The sequence below is a fragment of the Dietzia cercidiphylli genome (assembly GCF_039531545.1).
Taxonomy (GTDB): domain Bacteria; phylum Actinomycetota; class Actinomycetes; order Mycobacteriales; family Mycobacteriaceae; genus Dietzia; species Dietzia natronolimnaea.
On record NZ_BAAAQG010000003.1, the window covers coordinates 218,877 to 234,245 of the forward strand.

A 15,369-nucleotide genomic window follows, 5' to 3' on the forward strand; every position below is an offset into this window, starting at 1 on the left:
GGCGGCGATGACGGCCTCCTCGGGGTGATGGTCCGGTCTAAGTCATCTACTTAATCCGTCTTGCTGTGACGAGTATCACGGCATATGGTGGCTACGTCAAGACGAGTAAGAAACCGCCTTAGGCGGTGTCTCAATCGAAGGGTCACTACGTGCTCAGGTTCATTGGCGAACGCGCTCTGCACGCGATCGTCGTCGTCGTACTCGCCGCGACCGGCGCGTTCTTCCTCATGGAGGCGGTCCCGGGCGACTCCGCGGCCTCGGCCGTCGGCCCGGGGGCCACCGCGGAGCAATATCAGTTGGCGAGGGAGGAACTGGGACTGGACGATCCCGTGTGGACCCGGTTCGCCGACTGGGTCGGGGGGCTGGCCTCCGGCGACCTCGGCAACTCGCTCATCCCGCCCAACCAGGCCGTGGGGGAGATGATCGGCAACGCCCTGCCGGTCACCATGCAACTCGCGTTCCTGTCGATCATCTTGTCCCTCGCGATAGCGGTGCCGGTCGCCGTGTGGTCGGCCTACCGCCGCGGTGGGGTCTTTGACCAGGTCGCCTCGATCGTCGCGTTCGCGTTCATCTCGGTGCCCAGCTTCGTGGCCGGCCTCCTGCTGATCTACCTGTTGGTCTTCAACCACTCGCTGGCGCAGCAGTTGATCCTCGGTGCGGCGGTGGTGATCGGCCTCGCGGTGGCGCTGTCCCCGCTCGGTCGGCGCGGCGGGCGCGGATCACCCGGGGTGATGTGGGGTCGGGCCCTGATCGGCGGCGTCGCCGTGGGTGCGGTGCTGGCGCTGGTGGCCCTGTTCCTCCCCGAGTTCCCGCGTCAGGGCTACGTGCCGCTGGCCGACGGACTGGGGGAGAACCTGCGGAGCATCGCCCTGCCGGCCATCACCCTCGCCCTGATGGAGGTCGCGATCTTCACCCGAGTCCTGCGGACCGACATGATCTCCACCCTCCAGCAGGACTTCGTCCTCTCGGCGCGCGCCAAGGGCATGCCCACCCGGCACGTCCTGGTCTCGGAGGCACTGCGACCGTCCACGGTCTCCATCATCACCTTGGCCGGGATCAGCCTGGGCCGGCTCATCGGCGGGACGGTGGTGGTCGAGCGCCTGTTCAACCTCCCCGGCATGGGCAGCATGATCGTCGACGCCGTCCAGAACGACAACCTGCCGGTCGTACTCGGCGGGGTGATCGTGATCGCCGTGTTCTACGTCCTGGTCAACATGACCGTCGACGTCACGTACGCACTCATCGACCCGAGGATCCGCCGTGGCTGACACCGACCCGACCCGCCCCGATTCCACCCGCCCCGATTCCACCCGCCCCGATCCCACCCGGGCTGCCTCCACCCCCGCTGCCTCCGGGCCCGTCGCGGGCCCCGCCGTCGTCGCCGATCCCACCGTGGCCGCCGCCACCCCGGCACGCCGCCGTCCGAGGATGCCCCGGTTGTCCGGACTCGGCACCGCGCTCGCCCTGGCCTGGACCGTCCTCATCGTCCTGGGCGCACTGTTCGTGGACTTCCTGCCGCTGGCCGAGGCGCGCGACCCGTCCCTCGCGCTGATGACGCCGTCGACCCTCGCCCCCGACCTGCTGTCCGACCATCCCCTCGGGACGGACGGACAGGGCCTGGACATCCTGGGAGGCCTGCTCTACGGCGCCCGGGTCTCCCTCGTCGTGGGTATCGGCGGAGTCCTGGTCGGGGCCCTCGTCGGTGGCGCGCTCGGGCTGGTGGCCGGCTACCGGGGTGGGTGGACCGATCGCATCGTCTCCATCATCACCGACACCCTGCTGGCGTTCCCGTCGCTCATCCTGCTCATCGCGATCGTCACCGTGCTCGACCCGACACTGCCCAACATCACCCTCGCCCTCGGGATCATGGTTGTCCCGGCCTACGCCCGGCTCGTCCGGGCCAACGCGATGAGCTTCGCCGGCCGGGAGTTCGTCACCGCGGCGAGGTCGCTCGGGGCGGGTGAACTGCGGATCATGCTGCGGGAGGTCACCCCGAACATCGTCCAACCGGTCTTCTCGTACAGCTTCATGCTCGTCGCCGTGTTGATCGTGGCCGAGGCGTCGCTGAGCTACCTGGGGCTGAGCATTCCCCGGCCGGAACCGACATGGGGCAACATGATCAGTGCCGGTCAGGCCGATTTCCAGCGATACCCGTATCTCGTCGGCGTCCCGGCGGTCGTACTATTCCTGACGGTGCTCAGTTTCAATCAGCTGGGCGAGGCGGCAGGTCGGAAGTGGAGTCCCGGTGCAGCGAAGATCTGATGAGACCTCAGCCGAGGGGAGCGCAGCCGACGTGGCCGAGATGCCCGAGGAGGCCGGCGATTCCCGCGACGCCAAGGACGCCAAGACGGCGATGATCGAGGTCGCCGAGAAGATGATCAGCGAGCGGGGGCTGGACGACGTCTCGATGCGCGACGTCGCGACGGCGGCCGGTCAACGCAACAACTCGGCCGTCCAGTACCACTTCGGCAGCCGCGACGGGTTGATCCTGCAGGTGTTGCGACGCCGGATCATCTCCCTGGACTCCGCCCGGAAGACGCGGCTGGCCGCGGCCGACGAGCAGGGTCTGGGCTACGACCTGCACACCCTCGTCGGGGTGCTGTTCGAACCGATCGTCGAGCTCCTGCGCGCCCACCCCGAGGCCACGCACTACGCGCGGTTCCTGCAGCGGGTCGGGCCGGTCATGGCGCCGGGCATCCCGGAGGCGGATCTGCGGACGGCGACCGACGACGTGGTGGTGCGGCTGATCGACGTGCTCTCCCCCCTGCCGCGGCGGGTGGCGTTCGAACGCATCGACCTGGCCACCCAGATGTTCACCGGGGCGCTGGCGGTCTACGAGGACCGCCGGGACGCCCGGAACACCGTGGTCAACGCGCGGTTCGAGGACGTCGTGGCGCACCTCTACGACATGATCGAGGCCGCACTGTGTGCCGGGGCGGGGTCCGGGGCCGGGTCCGGGTCCGGGGCCGGGACCGTGTCGCGGGACTGACCCGCCTTCAGACCCGCCCGCGGAGCAGCTTCCGGAAGTAGACCACCGGCTGCAGATACCGGTCGAACGCGTAGGTCGAGCGTCTGGGCACGGTCAGGTCGATCCCCCGCACCGACGGTGCGGGCCGACCGTCCCGGTCGTGCTCGACCAGCATCAGCCGGTCGCGGCTCACGGCGATCGGGATGATCGTGTAGCCGTCGTACCGCGTGCCGGGTCCGCCGTCCCGGGCCGCGCGCAGGTTGTCGGCGACCACCGCCACCTGCGGTCTCAGCGCCCCTCCGGACGGACGGGTGTCGACGGTCGCGGCGTCGCCCAGGCCCCAGACCGAGTCGAGGCGCGCGTGGCGCAGGGTCCGGGGGTCCACCTCGACCAGCCCGGCGACACCGCCGTCGGACAACCCGGCGTCGGCGATGAACTTCGGCGCGCGGCTCAGAGGGGTGACGTAGGCCAGGTCGACGTCCTCGATCGTGGTGGGGACCGGGCCGTCGAGTGTGACGGTGCGGGCGTGGTGATCCACGGCGGCGACCTCGGATCCCTCGTGGACGGTGATGCCGTACTCCCGGAGGTACGGCTGCACCCGCGAGTCGCACGGTTCGAGTCCGAGGAGTCCGCGGAACGGGGTCACCAGGTGCACGTCGATACGATCGAGCACCTTCTCGCGCCGCCAGCGGTCGCACGCCAGGAACATGGCCTTGAGCACGGTCCCGCCGCAGGAGGCGGGTTCGGGTGGCACCGAGAACACCACGGTCCCCTCGCGCAGGCGGACCAGCGCGGCGCACGCGCGACCCGCGTACTCGGGCACGTGGGCCGAGGCCGCCCATCCGGCGACGTAGGCCTTGTCCAGCCCGGGGATCGCGTCCCACCGCGGGGTCAGGCCGGGGCACACGACCAGGTCCTCGTAGGTGATCGTGGGACCCTCCTCGCGCGGACCGAGGGTGACGGTGTGGGCGTCCGTGTCGACCCGTCCGGCCAGGTGGGGGAGCAGGTGGACGCCGGCGGGGACGACGTCCGTCATCGCGCGTTCGTACCGCCTCATCGGTGCCAGGCCGGTGGCGGCGTAGTTGAGCATCGGCCGGTACCGGTGCACGGGACTCGGGTCGACCAGAGCGATGTTCTGCCGACCGTCCCGGCGCAGGCGGGCCGCCAGGGAGATCCCGGCGTTGCCCCCTCCGATGATCACGGTGTCGAACGCGGCGGACACGGGTCAGACCGTCACTGCGTAGCCCACGAGCCCGATGACCAGGAGGAGGACGACGACGACGATGACGACGATCGGGATGTACGCCCCCTTCTTGGACGGGGACGGGGTGGGGCTCTGCTGTTGCGTCGGGCTCTGCTTCTCCGTGGCGCTGTCCGACTGCATCGACGTGGAATCGGAGTCCGGTGTCTGCGGTCCGTCGGGTGAACCGCCGCTGTCGAGATCGGGGCTCTGACTCGGATCGGGGTCGGAGGGCCGTGCGTGGGTCATGGGACACCTTTCGTGGCGGCTGGTCCCTCCACGCTATGGCGTCACCCGCGCACCCTCCACCGGTCGGGCCGCAGCCACGACCACCACGCCGGGCCCGGCCCCGGCCCTGATCGAGGTGAGGACCCCGGCCACCGACCACGCCGTGATCGCCGAGGTGCGGCCACCGGAGTCCGGGTCCACCGCGTTCTCGAAACGCATGTCGTAGCGGCCCACCGGGGACTCCCACTCCACCACGTGTCGGGTGCGCTGCACCCCGGGGTCGGCCACCACGATCGCCTCCACGCGGTCCAGGCCGAGCGTCGCGAGCGCGAGCGCCACGGAGGCGTTGGAGGTGCGGGGGAACTCCAGCGCCGCCTCCCGCGCGGACCCGCGGAAGACCTCGAGGGGCGTGTCGAGGGTCTGCCGGATGCCCAGCGCGGCCGGGCTCTTGATGGTGACGTGGCGAAGCGCGGCCTCATCGGTGCCCGCCCGGGCCGCCGCCGCGAGGACGTCCAGTCCGCCCACCGCCCCGGCGGGAACGAGGACGCGGCCCGGGCCGTCCCCGATCAGGTCCTGCGGGTACTCGTGCCGCGCGAACACCCCGCACGAGCACACGATCACGTCCTTGCCGGCGCCCGTGACGCGCGGGATGAACTCCTCCGCGGCCTCGACCCCGGCGGCCTCGACCAGGACGTCGGCGGCATCGACGGCCGCGTCGACCTCGTCGCGCGTGCTGCCCGAGCGGAGCACCGCCACCAGACGCGCTCCGGGGACGTCGCCGTTCTCCAGTGCCTCCGCTACCGCGGTCCCGATCGCGCCGGCGCCGATCACGGCCACCGCCAACGGGGGGACGGATGCCCGGTCCGGCCGCGCAGAGGGGGAGTGGTGAGGGGTCATGGTGGCCTCACCGTACCCACGGCCCCTCCGCGGCCGCGCGTTCCCGGCGGTTACCCGGTGGAGCCCACGAGCATCGTCGGGGTGATCCCGAGGTTCGCCCCGTCCGCCACCAGTGCCCGGCCCTCGTCCGTCGCAAGCGCGGCTCCCATCGCCTCGGCGTCCGCGAAGAACAACTGAACCATCAGGTGGAACTCGGGTGCGGAGCCGTCCGGGCCGGGCAGGAAGCGTGTGACCTTGGCGTCGTCGAGGCCCGGAACCGCGCGGGCGAGGGGGATGTGGGTCCCGTCGTAGTACTCGTCGAACTTCTCGACGTCGTCGGGGGTTCCGTAGAGGACGGTGAGGGTGATCAAGGGGGTCCTTTCGAGGGGCGCTCCATCCGGTCGTCCGGAGGGTCGCGCACCGGGGATGATGCCGCAGTCGGTCGGGTGGGGAGACGGATTCGCCGGTTGTGGTCGGAGTCCGGGTCGGTCGGACCGGCTCCCGATGTGCCAGCATGGTCCCCAGAGTCCCGTGGACGGGTCTCCCGGACGAGGGGCGCCGTACCCGGAGCGCGACAAGACGGCCCGCCGGAGGCTGTCATGGCGTGGTTCGTACTCGTTCTGTCCGGGATCCTCGAGGCGGTGTGGGCCACCGCGTTGGGCAGATCCGAGGGCTTCACCCGGCTCATCCCGTCCGTGGTGTTCGGGGTCGCACTGGTCGTGAGCATGGCCGGGTTGGCCTACGCGATGAGAGGCCTCCCGGTGGGAACCGCCTACGCCGTGTGGGTCGGCATCGGCGCCTCCCTGACCGTGCTGTACGCCATGGCCACCGGCGCGGAACCGGTCTCGCCGGCCAAGGTGGTCTTCCTCCTGGTGATCATCGGCGGGGTGGTCGGACTCAAGACCGCTGCGTGACCGCCTCGTCAGCGCGGCGCCGGGGTCTACGGTGAGGTGATGAGATCGCGTGCGGCCGGACCACTGGTCGGCCTGGGACTCGTCTACGGGGCCGGGGCCGGCCTGATCATCGGGCTCGCGGTCGCCGGCCCGACCGGCCTGGCCCCGGGCCTGGTCATCGGCGCCGGCCTCGGTGCGGTCGCCGGGAACGTGGCGGAACTCGGGCGTACGGTGGTCCGGAGGCAGGCCCACCGACCCGAGACCCCTCGTGGTCTGCACCGTCATCGACGTCTCCCGAGAGGACCGGTCCACCCATGACCTCCATCACCACAGTCGACCGCGGACCGCGCGTCGTCGCCCGGCGCGTCACCGTCAACGCCCCCGCCGACGAGTTGTTCGCGCTGGTCAACGACCCCGCGAAGCACGGCCTCGTCGACGGATCGGGGACGGTCCGCGACAACGTCAAGGGCCCGTCCGCCCTGTCCGAGGGTGCGAAGTTCACCACGAGGATGCGGATGTACGGCGTCCCGTACCGCATCACCTCCACGGTGACCGAGCATGTCGACACCCCGGAGCTCAAGGTCGTCGAGTGGGCCCACCCCGCCGGGCACCGCTGGCGCTGGGAGTTCACCCCGACCGCCGACGGGCGGACCGAGGTCACCGAGAGCTTCGACAACCGTGAGTCGAAGATCGGGCGGGTCATGGAGCGCGTCGGGATGGCGGAGAAGAACGCCGCCGGGATCACCGAGACGCTCTCGCGCCTGGCCGCGAGGTACGAGTCGAACCGCTGACGATCCGGCCGCGCGCCGCGGGCCGGGCGCGGTCTAGGCGCGCGTGAGGAGCAGCGGAGCCGCGGCGATCCGGGACCACGGGCCACCGACGAAGGTCAACCCCAGGAGCCGGCGGTCGTCCAGCGCACGGAACTCGTCGCGGACCCAGCGCCACGGCACGGGCCCGTCCGAGCCGTACGAGCAGACGATCGTCGGCCGGCCGTCCGACCAGGACGACTCCACCGTGACCCGCATCGGCAGGGCCTCGCGCAGAGCTCCGCGGCCGTCGTCGAGCAGGTTGACCGCGGTACCGTCGGCGGCGATGCGTTTGCCGCGCCACCCGGGCATCCCGCCCAGGGCGATGGCCCGGGGCGCGACCGCCCTGAGCGGCCCCGGTCCGATGAAGCTGATGAGGTAGTCCCCCGGTTCGGGCGGCCCCGCCGGGGCGGGCGCCCGCGAGAACAGCCCGCGCAGTGCGCCGAGCGAGGCGGGCAGTGGTGAGTCGGGCAGGGGTGAGGCCGGCGCGGGTCCGGTCGGAGGGGGCTGGGTCATGAGGCTCCGATCGTCCGTGAGGACCCGGGCGACGGCGAGGTCGAGGTCGAGGACGGGGTCGCGGCGCGGCGGGCTGCGTGGCGGGCGGCGAAGCGCTCGGCCATCGCGGTGATGGTCAGGCTCGGGTTGACGCCCACGTTCGCGGGAACAGCCGAACCGTCCACCACGTACAGCCCGGCATGGCCGAAGACCCGGTGATCGGTGTCGATCACACCGTCCGCCGCCGACTCTCCCATCGACGCGCCACCGAGGACGTGCGCGGTGATCGACTTGCCGCCCACGCTCTCCAGAAGCAGGTTGAGCGGCCGCCCGCCCACCGACTCCGCGAACCGGCGCGCGACCTCGTTGGCCTGCGGCAGGTAGCTCGGGGCCCGGGTGCCGCCCACCACCCGCGATCTGAGCACCCGCCGCCACGGGCGGACCGGCGAGCGGTCGAAGACCAACCGGATCTCGTTCTCCACGTTCTGCATCACGGTGAACACGCTCAGGCGCGCGATGAAGTTGCGGGCGGCCATCAGCCGAATCTGCTGCCACGGCGCTCGCGCGAGCCGGGTCAGTGTCGCCCGCCGCCGCCTGGCCGGGTCCTCGCCGTCGACGAGTGGGCCCAGCTGGAAGCGCATGTGCCATCCCCCGACGTAGCGGTTCTGCGTCACGTGGGTCGCCGCGTCGGGGTAGAACTCGCTGGAGATGGTGGGGCCGCGGGTGAGATCGGTGCGGGGGTCGTCGGCCAGGACGGCGGTGATGGCCTCGGAATTGGTGCGCACGCGCTCGCCGAGCCGTGGCGAGACGCGGGGGAGGAGACCCTGCTCGCGGGAGCGGAACAGTAGTTCGACCGTGCCCAGGACACCGGCGGCCAGGACGACCTCCCCCGCGCGGAACCTCTCGCCGCCGGCCGCGCGCACCTCGTAGCCGCCGCCCGGGAGTTCCGCGATCGCCTCCACCCGCGTCTCGGGTCGGATACGGGCGCCGCGCTTCTCGGCCAGCCACAGGTAGTTGAGGTCCAGTGCGTTCTTGCTCCCGTAGGGGCAGCCGATCAGGCACGCCCCGCAGAGGCGACAGCCGGTGCGGTCGGGCCCCTCGCCGTCGAAGTACGGGTCCGGCACGGTCACCCCCTCCTCGCCGAACCAGATGGCCATGGGCGTGGGGCCGTACGTCCGGTCGGCCCCCATCGAGCGGGCGGTGGCCTGCAGGTGCAGATCCATCTGTCCGACGTGGCGGGTGGTCTCGCGGCCGAGCATGCGCGAGGCGGTCCGGTAGTGCCCGGCGAGCTCATCGCGCCAGCCGGCGGCGGACGCGGGCCAGGCGGGGTCGGTGAAGAACTCGTCCTTCGGCTCGAGCAACACCCCGGCCCACACGATGCTGCCGCCGCCCCACCCCCGCGCCGCCGATGATGCCGACATGACGCAGCACCCGCTGCCAGAAGAAGCCGCGCAGGCCCAGACCGGGCATCCAGAGGTACCTGCGCGGGTCCCTGCGGGCGGCCAGGAGGTCGTCGGGGGAATGACGACGACCCTGTTCGAGCACCAGGACCGTGAGCCCCTGCTCGGCCAGCCGGAGGGCGCTGACCGCGCCACCGAACCCGCTGCCGATCACGATCACGTCGGCGGCGTCCGCGTGCCGCTGTGGGCCTCGATCCATGGCGCCGAGTGTAGGACGGGTGTCCAGGATCCGGGCCCGATCGGCGGGGACCGGGGCAGGCACGGGAGGGTCGATCCGGGATTTTCCGGGAAATACTGGACGCGCGTCCAAGTTCGGCATACGGTGGTCGCACCTCCAGTTCGGCCTCGCAGAATCGATACCCAGATGAGCCCCACGCACAGACCTCTCGCGGAACACGTGCTCCGCCGCGTCATCCGCCTCATCGGGGCGGCACCGTCCCCGATCCAGCGACTGATCGCCGGGCCCCCGGTCCGGGTCGACGGGCAGCAGCTCGGCCTCGAAGCCCAGGTCGGCACCAGACTGTTGAACCTCGGGGTGTCCGAGACCTTCGAACGGATGCCGCTGGACCGGGGACGGGACCAGATCGCGGGCGAGGCCTTCGTCTTCGGTCACCAGACCCCCGTCGAGACCGTCCGTCCCCTCACCATCCCCGGTCCGAACGGCCCGATCCCGGCTCGCCTGTACCGGCCCGCGGGGATCGAGGGGCCGAGCGCCGCCCTGGTGTACCTCCACGGTGGCGGCTGGGTCCTGGGCGACCTCGACTCGGGAGACTCGGTGTCCCGCTTCCTCGCCGCCCACACCCCGCTGACCGTCATCTCGATCGACTACCGGCTGGCTCCGGAGCACCCGTTCCCCGCCGGCCTGGACGACGCCCTCGCGGCGTTCGGGCACGTCGTCGAGCACGCGGCGGAGTACGACCTCGACCCACGGGCGATCGCGATCGGGGGCGAGAGCGCGGGCGGGAACCTGGCCGCGGTGGTCGCCCTGCACCGCGCCCCCGGATGGACCCCACCGGCCATGCAGGTCCTGTTCAACCCGGTCACGGACCTGTCCACCAAGCACAAGTCGTACGAGTTGTTCGGACGAGGGTTCTTCCTCACCGAGGCGCAGATGGACTGGTACAAATCCCACTATCTCGCCGATCCCGAACAGGCCCTGGACCCGCGCGTCTCGCCACTGCTCGCCGGCGAGCTGGGCCACGCGCCCCCGGCCTACGTCGTGGTGGCCGGCTTCGACGTGCTCCGTGACGAGGGCGAACGCTACGCGGCCGCACTGGTCGAGGCGGGGGTCGACGTGACCCTCCGACGGCACAGCGGCCACGTGCACGGCCTGATCAACGCGACGGGAGTGGGACACGCCGCCCGGGACGCGCTGCTCGAGGCGGTCGGCGTCCTCCACACCAGGCTGGTCGCCCGGATCTCCCCCGCCACTGCCACTGCCACCGGCGCCGCCACTGCCACTGCCACCGGCTCCGCCACCGGCGCCGCCACCGACCCGGCTCCGGGCGACCGCCGGTGAGCACCACGGTCGACACCGTCGTGGTCGGTGCGGGACTGGCCGGGCTCACCGCCGCGCGGAGGCTCGTCGAGGCGGGTCGCACGGTCAGGGTGCTCGAGGCCCGGGACCGTGTCGGCGGACGCACGCTTAACCACGTGCTCGACGACGGGCAGGTGGTGGAGGCGGGAGGGCAGTTCGTCGGACCCACCCAGGACCACGTGCTGGGGCTCGCCGCGGAGCTCGGGGTGACGACGTTCCCCGCCCACACCGTCGGGGACACGGTCTACGTCCACGGTTCGCGCAGCCGGCGATTCCGCGGGGACATCCCGCCGGACCGCCTCGCCCTGCCCGACATCGCCCTGGCGACCACCCGCCTGGCCCGCGCGAGTGGCGAGGTCGACGTGGCCGCGCCGTGGGAGCATCCCGACGCGGGCCGGTTGGACGCCCAGAGCCTCGCCACCTGGCTGCGGCGCGGCGCGATCGGCGCCGGCGGGGTCGAGTTGATCGACACCCTCCTCGGCTCGGCGTTCGGGGCCGCGGCGTCCGAGGCCTCGGCGCTGTACGGCCTGGCGTATGTCGCGGGCGCGGGTGACGAGATCCACCCGGGCTCACTGGACCGGATGATCGGCGTGGCCGGCGGGGCCCAGGAATCCCGGGTCGTGGGCGGTTCGCAGGTGATCTCGCAACGCATGGCCGAGGAATTGGGCGACTCCGTCACCCTCGGCGCCCCCGTCCGGCGGATCGAACACCGTGCCACGGGGGTCACCGTCACCACCGACGCGGGGTCCTTCGACGGCGAGGAGGTGATCGTGACCGCGCCACCCCACCTGGCCGCCGAGATCGAGTGGAGCCCGTCGCTGCCCGCCCACCAGGACGCCCTGTTCCGCAGGATGGCCTTCGGCACCCTCATGAAGTGTGAGGCGATCTACGAGCGCCCGTTCTGGCGGGAGGACGGACTCTCCGGCCAGGGCGTCTTCCGCGGGGGCGGTACCCCGGTGTGCTCGATGTTCGACAACACCCCGCCGAGCGGCTCACCCGGGATCCTCATGGGGTTCGTGGGGGGAGCGGGGTGGCGGAAGTGGGCGCCCCGTCCGGCCCGGGAGCGCGGCGGGGCGGTCCTGCAGAGCTTCGCCCGGGTGGTCGGGCCCGCGGCGCTGGCGCCTGTCGGATACTTCGAGAAGGACTGGACCGCGGAACGCTGGACCCGGGGTGGCCCGACCGCTGTCCTCGGCCCCGGCGTCCTGACCACGCTCGGTCAGTGGCGCGACCGGCCGCTCGGCCGCGTGCACTGGGCCGGTGCCGAACACTCCGACTACTGGAACGGCTACATGGACGGCGCGGTCCGCTCCGGGGAGGCCGCCGCCCGCGCCGTGATCGCACACTCAGGAGGACATCCGTGACACGTCTGACCGTTTCCGTACAGCAGCGACTCGCAGCCCCGGTCGAGGACATCTGGGCCGTGATCGACGACACCTCCCGGTACGCCGAGTGGGTCGACGGGGCCCTGGAGGTCACCGCCCACCACGGTGCGGCGACCGTGGGCGAGACCTATTCCGAGCGGAACCGGACGATCGGGCCGCTCACGACGCGGTCCGTGTGGACGGTGGGGAAGGTCGAGCCGCGGTCCCTCAGGGTCGACTCCGGGACCGGGTTCGCGCCGTTGCACGACATGGTCAACACCTTCCGCTTCGAGCCGCTGGGCGCCGAGGCCACCCTGATGACGTACCGGGTCGACTGCCGGGTCGGGCTCGGCCCCCTCGGCCGCCTCATCGCGCCGGTTCTCGAGAAGTCGCTCACCGGCCAGTTCCGCCGGTCCATGACGACGCTCGAGAGCGTCGTGCACGCCGAACGCGGCATCGATCAGGCCGGTGGGCTGTGACGACGGAGTCGTCGGGATCCCGTGGGCAGTCGTCGCGGGCCCGCGAGCACGTCGCCGCCACCGCCAGGCGACTGGCGGCCGAGGGACTGCTCATCGGCACCGCCGGAAACGTCTCGGCCCGGGTGGACGACGGGCGGATCGCCGTGACCGGCACCGGCGTGGTCCTGGCCGACTGCCGAGCCGAGGACGTCACCGTGGTCGGCGCGACGGGCGAGCACGTGGACGGCCGACTCGCGCCGACCTCCGAGCTCGGGCTGCATCTGGGGATCTACTCCGGTACTCAGGCGGGGGCCGTCGTCCACACCCACGCCCCGTTCTCCACCGCCGTCTCCTGCGTGACCGGGATGGACGCGCTGCCCGTACTGCACTACCAGCAGTTGCTGCTGGGCGGCGAGATCCGGGTGGCGCCCTACGCGACCTTCGGAACCCCCGAGCTCGCCGACCTCGTCGTGGACGGCCTGCGCGACCGGCAGGCGGTCCTGATGGCCAACCACGGCTCGGTGACGGTGGGATCCTCCCTCGACAAGGCCCTCGACAACGCGCTGTTGCTGGAGTGGCTGGCGGCCCTGCACGTCCGCGCGAGTGGGGTGGGCACACCACGACCCCTCACCGAGGCGCAGCAACACGACGCGGTCGTCCAGGCGATCACCCTCGAGTACGGAACCACCAAGGAGAGCCCGCAATGACCGACATCTCATCCATGACGATCGCGACGGTCGGAGTGCACGTCCTCGACGTCCACGCGATCGGGATCGAGTCCATCCCGGAGGGCTCTGCCGGGGCCCTCGTGGACACCATCGCCTTCTCCCCGGCCGGGACCGCGGGGGGCACCGCGGTGGTGCTCAGCCGCCTCGGGGCCGGGGTCCGCAGCATCGGTGCGGTCGGCGCCGACTCGATCGGGCGCACCCTGATGACCCTGTTGAGCGGGGAGGGGGTCGACACCGGCCGCCTGGTGACCAAGGCGGACGCACAGACGTCCGCCTCGGTGATCCCCGTGCGCCCCAACGGGGACCGGCCGGCGTGGCACTGCATCGGCGCGAACGGCGTGTTCACCCTGGACGACATCGACGACGACGCGCTCGAGGGGCTCACTCATCTGCACCTGGGTGGGCCGGAGTTCCTGGGCGGCCCGGCGGCCGGCGAGCTGCTCGCCCGTGCCCGTGGGAAGGGGATCACCACGTCGGTCGACATCCTGGCCGACGGCGACCCCGGAATGCTCGAGTGGATCGCGGACGCGCTACCGCACGTGGACTACCTGTTGCCCAACGACGACCAGGTCCGCGGCTTCACCGGCGCCGACATGCTGGCCGAGGGCGCGCGCATGCTGATCGAGCGCGGGGTCGCGTGCGTGGCCCTCACCGCGGGCGCCGACGGCGCGCTCGTCGTGACACCGGACGAGACCATCGCGGTACCCGCCTTCGCGATCGACGTCGTCGACACCACCGGCTGCGGGGACTCGTTCTCCGCCGGGTTCCTGGTGGGGCGTCATCTCGGTCGCGACCTGCGGGGCTCCGCCGTCCTCGGCTGCGCGGTCGCGGCCCAGGTGGCCCGGGGGCTCGGGACCACCGCCGGAAGCTACGACCTCGATTCGGTCGTCGAGTTCGCCCGATCGGCTCCGACCGGCTGACCGCGAGGGCCGGCCTCGAGGGGATCGCCACAACCACGACCGGCCGGCTCCCCCCGCATCGACGCGGTGGGGAGCCGGCCCGTCGGGGTCGGCTGCGTGGCCTGAGCAGCCCTGAGTCAGGTCAGGCGACGCCCGTGCCCTCGTCGGCCGCGGGGGAGGTGTTGGTGCCACCGTCGTTGATCTCGAAGCGGGTCCACTTACCGTCCATGTCGACCTCCATGGCGTAACCGAGAGCATCGTCGGGGACCTCGACCGTCTTGAACCAGTCGTAGGCCTTGGTGTCGTCGGCGAACTCCTTCTCATCGATGACGTTCTGCTCGGGGTCGATCACGCGGTAACGGGGCATGCCCACTCCTTCGGTTCGGGTGACGTGTGTCGTGTCCGCATTCTGGGGGATCGAGCGCCCACTCGCATCCGGTCGCCGGGGGCGTACGGTCGGGAGTCCAGACGACCAGGGAGGCATCCGTGACCACCGATCCGACAGTTCAGTCCTCTGACCAGCCCGGGCATTCCGTACTCGTCGACCCGACGACCAAGTACCAGATCGAGGTGCCGGTCCAGCAGCAACCGGTTCCGGGGTTGGCCTCCGAGATGGACCCTCCCGCCGACCACGGGGAGGACACCTACGTGGGTCACGGCCGGCTCACCGGGCGGCGTGCACTGATCACCGGCGGTGACTCCGGGATCGGCCGCGCCGTGGCCATCGCCTACGCACGCGAGGGCGCCGACGTGGCGATCGGCTACCTGCCCTCTGAGCAGTCCGACGCCGACGACGTGGCCGAGCTCGTGCGCGCGGCCGGCCGGACCTGCGTCCTGCTCCCCGGCGACGTCGGTGACGAGGCCGTCGCGCGCGGGATCGTCCGCGACGCCGTCGCGGGGCTCGGCGGTCTGGACGTGCTCGTGCTCAACGCCGCCCGGCAGACCTTCGTCGAGCACCTGGAGGACCTGTCCTCCGAGCAGTGGGCCGAGACGATGAACGTCAACATCTCGGCGCCGTTCTGGATGATGCAGGAGGCGCTCGCCCACCTGCAGCCCGGATCGAGCGTGATCTTCACGTCCTCGGTGCAGGCGTACACCCCGTCACCGGGGCTCGTGGACTACGCCACCTCGCGCGCGGCGGTCAACACCATGTCCAAGTCGCTCGCCCAGCAGCTCGCACCGCGCGGCATCCGCGTCAACGCCGTCGCGCCCGGTCCGTTCTGGACAGCGCTCCAGGTGAGCGGCGGCCAGAAGCCCGAGAAGCTGCCGATCTTCGGGCACAAGAATCCGCTGGGTCGGCCCGGACAACCGGTCGAGATGGCGGGCGCGTACGTGTACCTGGCCTCCGACGAGTCGTCCTACACCACCGGGAACACCCTCTCGGTGACCGGCGGCGCGCCCACTCCCTGAGCCGGCCCAA

20 protein-coding genes and 1 riboswitch are annotated in these 15,369 nt (G+C 71.7%); of the genes, 12 read left to right on the forward strand and 8 right to left on the reverse strand.

Annotated elements, in window-relative coordinates; all coding sequences use genetic code 11:
• Positions 1-149: 149 nt before the first annotated feature.
• The 3 genes from ABD250_RS02715 to ABD250_RS02725 are packed head-to-tail and all read left to right on the forward strand — an operon-like array spanning position 150 to position 2,989.
• Positions 150-1,268 carry an ABC transporter permease subunit gene (locus ABD250_RS02715; RefSeq protein WP_182659042.1) on the forward strand — a complete coding sequence of 373 codons (1,119 nt, stop codon included), beginning with the start codon at positions 150-152 and terminating at the stop codon, positions 1,266-1,268.
• Positions 1,261-2,262 carry an ABC transporter permease gene (locus ABD250_RS02720; RefSeq protein ID WP_338404215.1) on the forward strand — a complete coding sequence of 334 codons (1,002 nt, stop codon included), beginning with the start codon at positions 1,261-1,263 and terminating at the stop codon, positions 2,260-2,262. The genes ABD250_RS02715 and ABD250_RS02720 overlap by 8 nt, the downstream gene beginning before the upstream one ends.
• On the forward strand, positions 2,246-2,989 hold the full coding sequence (locus ABD250_RS02725) for a TetR/AcrR family transcriptional regulator (protein WP_344390474.1): 744 nt from the start codon (positions 2,246-2,248) through the stop codon (positions 2,987-2,989). The genes ABD250_RS02720 and ABD250_RS02725 overlap by 17 nt, the downstream gene beginning before the upstream one ends.
• Before the next feature lie 7 nt (positions 2,990-2,996).
• Here ABD250_RS02725 and ABD250_RS02730 read toward each other — a convergent pair whose 3' ends face one another.
• Genes ABD250_RS02730 through ABD250_RS02745 form a run of 4 tightly spaced genes read right to left on the reverse strand, consistent with a single transcriptional unit; the run spans position 2,997 to position 5,683 of the window.
• Positions 2,997-4,190 carry an FAD-dependent oxidoreductase gene (locus tag ABD250_RS02730; protein ID WP_182610754.1) on the reverse strand — a complete coding sequence of 398 codons (1,194 nt, stop codon included), beginning with the start codon at positions 4,188-4,190 and terminating at the stop codon, positions 2,997-2,999.
• A gap of 3 nt (positions 4,191-4,193) precedes the next feature.
• Positions 4,194-4,457, reverse strand: coding sequence for a hypothetical protein (locus ABD250_RS02735; protein ID WP_182610755.1), 264 nt, complete (start codon positions 4,455-4,457; stop codon positions 4,194-4,196).
• A gap of 33 nt (positions 4,458-4,490) precedes the next feature.
• On the reverse strand, positions 4,491-5,333 hold the full coding sequence (locus tag ABD250_RS02740; protein ID WP_344390477.1) for an aspartate dehydrogenase domain-containing protein: 843 nt from the start codon (positions 5,331-5,333) through the stop codon (positions 4,491-4,493).
• Between the two features lie 50 nt (positions 5,334-5,383).
• Positions 5,384-5,683, reverse strand: coding sequence for an EthD family reductase (locus ABD250_RS02745; RefSeq protein WP_182659422.1), 300 nt, complete (start codon positions 5,681-5,683; stop codon positions 5,384-5,386).
• Between the two features lie 150 nt (positions 5,684-5,833).
• Positions 5,834-5,901: riboswitch (guanidine-III (ykkC-III) riboswitch) on the forward strand.
• A 10-nt stretch (positions 5,902-5,911) separates the two neighbouring features.
• Here ABD250_RS02745 and ABD250_RS02750 point away from each other — a divergent pair.
• The 3 genes from ABD250_RS02750 to ABD250_RS02760 are packed head-to-tail and all read left to right on the forward strand — an operon-like array spanning position 5,912 to position 6,996.
• Positions 5,912-6,226 carry a DMT family transporter gene (locus ABD250_RS02750; protein ID WP_182659423.1) on the forward strand — a complete coding sequence of 105 codons (315 nt, stop codon included), beginning with the start codon at positions 5,912-5,914 and terminating at the stop codon, positions 6,224-6,226.
• Positions 6,227-6,265: 39 nt separating this feature from the next.
• Entirely contained in the window at positions 6,266-6,523 is a 258-nt protein-coding gene (locus tag ABD250_RS02755) for a hypothetical protein (protein WP_182611046.1), read from the forward strand.
• Complete coding sequence (locus ABD250_RS02760) at positions 6,520-6,996, forward strand: SRPBCC family protein (protein WP_179523243.1); 477 nt, start codon at positions 6,520-6,522, stop codon at positions 6,994-6,996. The genes ABD250_RS02755 and ABD250_RS02760 overlap by 4 nt, the downstream gene beginning before the upstream one ends.
• Before the next feature lie 33 nt (positions 6,997-7,029).
• On the opposite strand, the gene ABD250_RS02765 is transcribed toward ABD250_RS02760, so the two are convergent.
• From ABD250_RS02765 to ABD250_RS02775, 3 genes are read right to left on the reverse strand one after another with little or no spacing between them, the layout of a single operon-like run.
• Complete coding sequence (locus tag ABD250_RS02765) at positions 7,030-7,527, reverse strand: hypothetical protein (protein WP_344390485.1); 498 nt, start codon at positions 7,525-7,527, stop codon at positions 7,030-7,032.
• Positions 7,524-8,882, reverse strand: a complete 1,359-nt coding sequence (locus ABD250_RS02770; protein ID WP_425551861.1) for a GMC oxidoreductase — start codon at positions 8,880-8,882, stop codon at positions 7,524-7,526. The genes ABD250_RS02765 and ABD250_RS02770 overlap by 4 nt, the downstream gene beginning before the upstream one ends.
• Positions 8,797-9,165 carry an FAD-binding protein gene (locus tag ABD250_RS02775; RefSeq protein WP_241730748.1) on the reverse strand — a complete coding sequence of 123 codons (369 nt, stop codon included), beginning with the start codon at positions 9,163-9,165 and terminating at the stop codon, positions 8,797-8,799. The genes ABD250_RS02770 and ABD250_RS02775 overlap by 86 nt, the downstream gene beginning before the upstream one ends.
• Before the next feature lie 165 nt (positions 9,166-9,330).
• Here ABD250_RS02775 and ABD250_RS02780 point away from each other — a divergent pair, with 165 nt between their 5' ends.
• From ABD250_RS02780 to ABD250_RS02800, 5 genes are read left to right on the forward strand one after another with little or no spacing between them, the layout of a single operon-like run.
• On the forward strand, positions 9,331-10,485 hold the full coding sequence (locus tag ABD250_RS02780; protein ID WP_344390489.1) for an alpha/beta hydrolase: 1,155 nt from the start codon (positions 9,331-9,333) through the stop codon (positions 10,483-10,485).
• Positions 10,482-11,864 (forward strand): flavin monoamine oxidase family protein, encoded by a 1,383-nt coding sequence (locus ABD250_RS02785; protein WP_344390492.1) that lies wholly within the window; start codon positions 10,482-10,484, stop codon positions 11,862-11,864. The genes ABD250_RS02780 and ABD250_RS02785 overlap by 4 nt, the downstream gene beginning before the upstream one ends.
• Positions 11,861-12,343: an SRPBCC family protein gene (locus ABD250_RS02790; protein ID WP_182645648.1), complete on the forward strand. Its 483-nt coding sequence runs from the start codon at positions 11,861-11,863 to the stop codon at positions 12,341-12,343. The genes ABD250_RS02785 and ABD250_RS02790 overlap by 4 nt, the downstream gene beginning before the upstream one ends.
• Positions 12,340-13,029 (forward strand): class II aldolase/adducin family protein, encoded by a 690-nt coding sequence (locus tag ABD250_RS02795; protein WP_179523238.1) that lies wholly within the window; start codon positions 12,340-12,342, stop codon positions 13,027-13,029. The genes ABD250_RS02790 and ABD250_RS02795 overlap by 4 nt, the downstream gene beginning before the upstream one ends.
• Positions 13,026-13,970, forward strand: a complete 945-nt coding sequence (locus ABD250_RS02800; protein ID WP_182658081.1) for a carbohydrate kinase family protein — start codon at positions 13,026-13,028, stop codon at positions 13,968-13,970. Before ABD250_RS02795 ends, ABD250_RS02800 begins: the two co-directional genes overlap by 4 nt.
• A gap of 121 nt (positions 13,971-14,091) precedes the next feature.
• Here ABD250_RS02800 and ABD250_RS02805 read toward each other — a convergent pair whose 3' ends face one another.
• Positions 14,092-14,316: a hypothetical protein gene (locus ABD250_RS02805; RefSeq protein WP_179523236.1), complete on the reverse strand. Its 225-nt coding sequence runs from the start codon at positions 14,314-14,316 to the stop codon at positions 14,092-14,094.
• 119 nt (positions 14,317-14,435) lie between these two features.
• On the opposite strand from ABD250_RS02805, the gene ABD250_RS02810 reads away from it, so the two are divergent.
• Entirely contained in the window at positions 14,436-15,359 is a 924-nt protein-coding gene (locus ABD250_RS02810; protein ID WP_179523235.1) for an SDR family oxidoreductase, read from the forward strand.
• The last annotated feature ends 10 nt before the right edge of the window (positions 15,360-15,369 follow it).